The organism is Paenibacillus forsythiae T98, assembly GCF_000520735.1.
GTDB classification, from domain to species: Bacteria; Bacillota; Bacilli; order Paenibacillales; family Paenibacillaceae; genus Paenibacillus_AQ; species Paenibacillus_AQ forsythiae.
The window spans coordinates 1-4,398 of the sequence record NZ_ASSC01000692.1 but is presented as its reverse complement, the minus strand read 5'-3'; the positions used below and the strand labels follow the sequence as shown (position 1 = coordinate 4,398).

The following is a 4,398-nucleotide window of genomic DNA, read 5'->3' as shown; positions in this document are numbered from 1 at the left end:
GCGCCGCTGCCGGCAGCGGCGCCGCGGGAGATGCTGAGCATCCGTCTGCAGGAGAACCTTGCGGACGATTCCTTCGCAGACGGCGGAGAACCGACGCTGATCGATCTCGTGAACGAACGGCATACGGTGATTGTGGAGTTGGACCCGCCGCGGGATCTTGATATTTCGAAGTTTATGGCAGGCGCGGAAGCGCTGCGCCGGGCGGGAGCGGATGCGCTGACGCTTGCGGACAATTCGCTGGCCGTCTGCCGCATGAGCAATATGGCGCTCGGCTCCCTGGTCAAGCAGAAGACGGGCCTGCGTCCCCTCGTGCACATCGCCTGCCGGGACCGAAATCTGATCGGCACCCAATCGCACCTGATGGGCCTCGATGCGCTTCAGATCGACCATGTGCTCGCCGTGACGGGCGATCCGGCACGCTTTGGCGATCTTCCGGGTTCAAGCTCGGTATACGATTTGACGTCATTCGAGATTATCCGGATGATCAAGCAGCTCAATGACGGCGTCGCCTTCTCGGGCAAGGCGCTCAAGCAGAGAGCCAGGTTCGTTATCGGAGCGGCGTTTAATCCCAATGTGAAGCATTTGGGGAAGGCGGTTGAGCGTCTGGAGAAGAAGATTGCTTTCGGAGCGGACTATATCATGACCCAGCCGGTATATGACAGGGAATTGATTCACACCATCGCCGACGCGACGGCTCACCTGAACATTCCGATATTCCTTGGCATCATGCCGCTGGCCAGCGGACGCAACGCCGAATATCTTCATAATGAAGTGCCCGGCATCCAATTGTCGGACGAGGTGCGCAGCCGGATGAAAGGGCTTGAAGGAGAAGCGGGGCGGGCCGAGGGCGTTGCCATCGCGAAGGAGCTGCTTGACGCCGCCACGGAACGCTTTAACGGGATCTATGTGATGACTCCATTCATGTTCTATGATATGAGCGTTCAACTTCTGGAGCATGTATGGGCGAAGTCGGGACGCCAATTGTCCCCCTTGTTTCGCTAGAAAGAATCATTTACAATAGTGTAACGGATGTGATACCGATGTCATTTAGCATGACCGGATACGGTCAATCGTCGAGGCAATACGGCGGCAGCAAGATCGTTTTCGAAGTGAAATCGGTGAATCACCGTTACTGCGAAATCATGCTGCGGATGCCTCGAGAGTGGAACGGGTTTGAAGATGCGCTGCGAAGAAAGGTCCAGCAATACGTCAAACGCGGCCGGGTGGATGTCGTTATTAACTGGGAGCACGAGGAGAGCGGCGGCGGGCCGGTTCTGAACCGCCTGGCCGTGAAGTCCTACCTGGCGGCGGCGGAAGCGCTGAAGAAGGAGTTCGGCGTGAACGGAGAGCTGGATCTGCCGGGTCTGCTGACCCTGCCCGGAGTTATGGAGAACGGCGAGAACACCTTGGCCGAGTTGCCGGAGAATAGCGATTCCTTTCAGGAATTGCTTGTAGGCGGACTGGAAGAAAGCGTCAGAGCCTTGGTGGAAATGCGCGCCCGGGAAGGGAGCTTTCTGGCTGCCGATATTGCGGAACGGCTGGGCAGGCTTGAGGAATTGCACGGCGCAATGAGCGGCATGGCTCCTTCCGCTGTGGTTGAATACAGGGACAAGCTTCGGCAGCGGCTTGAAGCTCTTCAAGACGGCACGCTCCCTTTTGACGAGCATAAATTCGGAATGGAAGTAGCTATTTTCGCAGACCGCTCCAATATTGATGAAGAGCTGACGCGTCTTTGCAGCCATTTTGAGCAGTGCAGGATTCTGCTGGACAGCGGGGAGCCGATGGGCCGGAAGCTGGATTTTCTCATTCAGGAGATGAACCGGGAAACGAATACGATCGGCTCCAAATGCAATCATGTGGGGATCAGCAGCTGTGTTGTCGAGATGAAGGCGGAGCTGGAGAAGATCCGCGAACAGGCTGCCAATATGGAGTAGCGACAGGGCAAGTGAAGATGTAACTAATGGGGGGAACAACCGGAACATGGCAATCAAACTCATCAACATCGGCTTTGGAAATATAGTATCGGCCAATCGGATTATTTCCATAGTCAGCCCGGAGTCGGCTCCGATCAAGCGGATTATTCAGGAAGCGAGAGACCGGCACATGCTGATCGACGCAACCTATGGAAGACGCACCCGTGCCGTTATCATTACGGACAGCGACCATGTCATACTGTCGGCCGTTCAGCCGGAGACCGTGGCGCACAGACTGTCCAGTAAAGATGACGATAATGACGAATAAAGATTAATGGAGTGTACTATGTCAAAAGGATTGCTGATCGTATTGTCCGGCCCGTCCGGAGTCGGTAAAGGAACGGTATGCACCGCATTGCGGCCGAGAATACCGGAGCTTGTCTACTCGGTGTCGGCGACCACACGGAAGCCCCGCGAGGGAGAGCAGGACGGCGTTAATTATTTTTTCAAATCCCGGGAGCAGTTTATTCAAATGATTAACAACGATGAACTGCTGGAGTACGCGGAATACGTGGGCAATTTTTACGGCACGCCGCGTGATTTTGTGGAGCGGACGCTGTTAAGCGGTAAGGATATCATCCTGGAAATCGAAGTTCAGGGCGCGCTTAAAGTCAAGGAGAAGTTCCCCGAAGGAATCTTTGTGTTCCTTCTTCCCCCTTCGATGGATGAGCTGAAAGACCGTATCCGCGGACGCGGTACGGAGCATGACGACATTATCAATCATCGCATGACGGTCGCCGAGGATGAAATCAGCCTGATGCGCCATTATGATTACGCGGTGGTTAACGATGAAATCGATCTTGCCTGCAAGCGAATAGAAAGCATTATTATTGCCGAACATTGTAAGATAAGATAGGCTGGACGATTATATAGTATAAATTAAATTGAAGAGGTGTCCCTGTGTTATATCCGTCAATTGATGAAATGATGAACAAGGTCGACAGCAAATACTCGCTCGTTGTCGCCGCAGCCCGGAGGGCAAGACAGCTTCGTGAAGGAAGCCAGTCCGAACTGAAGTCTCCGAGATCCCATAAGCAGGTCGGGATTGCGCTTGAAGAAGTATATAAGGATTACATTACCGTAACCCGGGTGGACGACAAGATCAATGACTAGGCTGTGAAGAGCAAATCTTGTTATGACGGTCGGCTCCGCAGCCCTTTATAAAGATGAAGGGCTGCGGAGCCGATAAGTGTGCGTATGCGCTTGAAATATACCTGCATTCCATTTATAGCCCGGGATGGGGCTGTTCCTGACAACCGGAAGGTTGTTATTTTTTTAAAAATTTACTCGCATTCGGATTCTTGCAAGCATTTGAGAAGGGCTGCCCCCGATTTTGTCTAAAGGCGCGGCAGCTTTCTCTCAAACCGGATTCTTTCCGTATACACGGGGAGCAGGAGGGAAGGAAATGTTGAAAGGCAAGACGATATTGCTAGGCATCACCGGCGGAATCGCGGCGTATAAAGCCGCCGCCCTGTGCAGCAAGCTTGTGCAGAAGGGCGCCAAGGTGCATGTTGTTATGACGGCTTCGGCCAAACAATTCATTACGGAACTGACACTGCAGTCATTATCGAAACAGAGGGTGTACAGCGATACCTTTCAGGAGCGCGATCCTTCGTCGATCTCGCATATCGATTTGGCCGATTCGGCCGATCTTGTGCTGGTGGCGCCGGCTACGGCCAATATTATCGCCAAAATGGCTCACGGCATCGCTGATGACATGCTCTCCACCGTGCTGCTGGCGGCGACTGGACCCGTAATGGTCGCTCCGGCGATGAATGTGCATATGTACCAGCATCCCGCCGTGCAGAACAATCTGAATATTCTGGCTGGACGGGGAGTTCAGTTCATCGAACCCGGCGAGGGGCTGCTGGCCTGCGGTTATGTCGGCAAAGGACGGATGGAGGAGCCGGAGACCATTGTCAGCTGCGTCGCGGCGTATTTTGCGCAAGATTCGAAGGCTGAAAGCGGCAAGCTGGCGGGGAAAAAAGTTGTAATCACAGCCGGCGGCACCGTGGAGCGGATTGATCCTGTCCGTTACATTTCCAACGACTCTTCCGGCAAAATGGGCTTTGCCCTGGCGCGAGCAGCCAAGGAAATGGGCGCGGAGGTGACGCTGGTGGCCGCACGGACGGATGAGCAGCCGCCGCGTGATGTGAACGTTGTGCGCGTTCAGTCCGCCGAAGAGATGTTTGACGCCGTGTCTGCCGTCTGGGAGAGCTGCGATATTTTGATCAAGGCTGCCGCCGTATCGGATTACCGTCCGAAGGAGAGAGCGGATACCAAGATCAAGAAGACCGGCGATACCATGACGCTGGAGCTGGTGAAGACGGTTGATATTCTGGAAACTCTGGGACAGCGCAAGCGGCATCAGCTTCTGATCGGCTTTGCGGCGGAGACCGGCAACGCCGAAATGTATGCCAAAGAC

At 54.5% G+C, this 4,398-nt stretch carries 6 protein-coding genes; all 6 read left to right on the top strand.

Features of this window, described 5'->3' with window-relative positions:
- Positions 1 to 1,002: methylenetetrahydrofolate reductase (locus tag L692_RS0121255; RefSeq protein ID WP_025702032.1), on the top strand; the 1,002-nt coding region annotated here is incomplete at its 5' end.
- Positions 1,003 to 1,040: 38 nt separating this feature from the next.
- A complete protein-coding gene (locus L692_RS0121250) occupies positions 1,041 to 1,934 on the top strand; it encodes a YicC/YloC family endoribonuclease (RefSeq protein ID WP_025702031.1) in 894 nt (297 codons plus the stop codon).
- A 46-nt stretch (positions 1,935 to 1,980) separates the two neighbouring features.
- Positions 1,981 to 2,241 (top strand): extracellular matrix/biofilm regulator RemA, encoded by a 261-nt coding sequence (remA, locus tag L692_RS0121245; RefSeq protein WP_006209218.1) that lies wholly within the window; start codon positions 1,981 to 1,983, stop codon positions 2,239 to 2,241.
- Between the two features lie 18 nt (positions 2,242 to 2,259).
- Positions 2,260 to 2,829 carry a guanylate kinase gene (gene gmk, locus L692_RS0121240; protein ID WP_025702030.1) on the top strand — a complete coding sequence of 190 codons (570 nt, stop codon included), beginning with the start codon at positions 2,260 to 2,262 and terminating at the stop codon, positions 2,827 to 2,829.
- Between the two features lie 44 nt (positions 2,830 to 2,873).
- Positions 2,874 to 3,086 carry a DNA-directed RNA polymerase subunit omega gene (rpoZ, locus tag L692_RS0121235; RefSeq protein ID WP_025702029.1) on the top strand — a complete coding sequence of 71 codons (213 nt, stop codon included), beginning with the start codon at positions 2,874 to 2,876 and terminating at the stop codon, positions 3,084 to 3,086.
- Between the two features lie 292 nt (positions 3,087 to 3,378).
- On the top strand, positions 3,379 to 4,398 hold a 1,020-nt coding region (gene coaBC / locus L692_RS0121230), incomplete at its 3' end, for a bifunctional phosphopantothenoylcysteine decarboxylase/phosphopantothenate--cysteine ligase CoaBC (protein WP_025702028.1).

What these genes read in the sequence shown, in the direction of transcription:
- L692_RS0121250 (WP_025702031.1), top strand. Translation starts at nt 1,041, where the DNA reads ATGTCATTTAGCATGACCGGATACGGTCAATCGTCGAGGCAATACGGC.
- gmk (WP_025702030.1), top strand. Translation starts at nt 2,260, where the DNA reads ATGTCAAAAGGATTGCTGATCGTATTGTCCGGCCCGTCCGGAGTCGGT.
- remA (WP_006209218.1), top strand. Translation starts at nt 1,981, where the DNA reads ATGGCAATCAAACTCATCAACATCGGCTTTGGAAATATAGTATCGGCC.